The organism is Hymenobacter ginkgonis (assembly GCF_009755225.1).
Lineage (GTDB): Bacteria > Bacteroidota > Bacteroidia > Cytophagales > Hymenobacteraceae > Hymenobacter > Hymenobacter ginkgonis.
On sequence record NZ_WQKZ01000023.1, the window covers coordinates 1 to 1,600 of the forward strand.

The window sequence follows — 1,600 nt, forward strand, 5'->3', positions numbered from 1 at the left end:
GCTGGCCCAATCGGGCGGCGGTAAGAATGCTTCACTTTTCACCCAAAACTTCAATTCTGCATGGACATCAAGTTCCCCAAAGTCTTAGGTTTCCTGAACCTAAAATCTGGCTCCGACGCCGTTACGGAGGCCAACCTGCAATCTGCTGAGGATAAAATTGCCCAGCTGGAGCAGGATAAATCGGCAGCCGACCTCAAGGCCAGCGAGGCCGAAGCGGCCCTTAAACTCGCCAACGACGAGAAAACTAAAACCGCCGCCGACCTCAAAACGGCTCAGGACAAAGCGGCTACCCTCCAAACCTGGAAGGATAACCAGGCGCAGGTGGATAACCGCACCGAGGACGACAGCAACTCGCTCGAGGACAAGACCGAAGCCAAAGCTCCTTGGGAGACGCAGGCCGCAGCTGCCATTGAGACGGTTAAGCGCCGCGTGGGCGAGAAATAGGCCTCGCATAGCCGCAGTAATTCATTCTTTTTCAAGCAATTCCTTTTTTTACCAGTCAACATGATTGATTTTACCGGGCTTCCTACCAAGCTCCAGGGCTACTCGACCCGCGACGCGGACAAGCTGTTGAGCCAGATTCTCATTCTCAACCAGAGCTATCTGCAATACATGCAGCTGCTGGTGGACGTGCAGGATGAGCAGGCCCTCACCCAGATGTACGTGGACTCGGTGATTCAGCCGGGCAACCGTGACAGCTTCACGCCTAAGGGCACGGTGAAGTTCAAGAACCGCATTGGCAAGGTGCGTGCCTGCAAAATCGACTTCAAGCTCACGCCCACCCAAATCACGGCGATGTGGAAGGGCTACCTGGGCCGTATCGCCAAGAGCAAGCGCGGCGAAATCTACGACGTGCCATTTCAGCAGTACATCATGGACATGCTGGCCAACAAGGGCAAGGAAGAAATCCACTTGCAGGCTGTGTTCAAAGGGGTGTACCGCCCCGACGTGAACACGGCCAACCGCGTGTTCGATGGTATCCTGCCGCTGCTCTCGGACGCGGGCATCGTGCCGGCTGCTAACATTTTCGTTAGCCAGCCCATCACGCAGTCGAATGCCATCGACCAGATGGAAGGCTTGGCTGGTATTGTGCCCTCGCACCTGGTGAACACCGACCTGGTGCTGCTCTGCGAGCCCACGATGGCTCGTTTCTACAACCTGGATTACCGCAGCACCTTCGGCGCGAACACTAACAACACGGGCGGCTTCGAGCATAAGACGCTCGATGGCACCAACATCACCATCATTCCCGAGCCCGGCCTGGCCGACACGGGTGGCATGATGATTACGCCCCGCGAGAACCTGGTATGGCTCACCGGCCAGCTCAACAAGCCCAATGCGTTCGAGGTGGAAAAATCCGAGCGCAACATCAAAATCATGGCCGACTTCGAGGCCTCGGCTGACTTGGCCGTAGCCGAGCTGGTGTGGACGACCGACCGCACGCTGGCCAAGGGCGTCGCCCTGCGCGCTGCCGCTGCTGCCGAAGCCTCGACCGACTAAGCCTACTACCCCGGTGGCTACCTGGCCACCGGGGTACGGCGATCGGTTCACCTCCTTGCTTCTCACAGTCAGTTTGTTCTCCCGTTTTTCCCTTACCCAA

2 protein-coding genes are annotated in these 1,600 nt (G+C 57.6%); both read left to right on the top strand.

The annotated features are described in order from the left end of the window. The first annotated feature begins 60 nt into the window (after positions 1 to 60). Positions 61 to 444: a hypothetical protein gene (locus GO988_RS23640; RefSeq protein ID WP_157570110.1), complete on the top strand. Its 384-nt coding sequence runs from the start codon at positions 61 to 63 to the stop codon at positions 442 to 444. A gap of 60 nt (positions 445 to 504) precedes the next feature. Continuing rightward, entirely contained in the window at positions 505 to 1,500 is a 996-nt protein-coding gene (locus tag GO988_RS23645; protein ID WP_157570111.1) for a hypothetical protein, read from the top strand. The last annotated feature ends 100 nt before the right edge of the window (positions 1,501 to 1,600 follow it).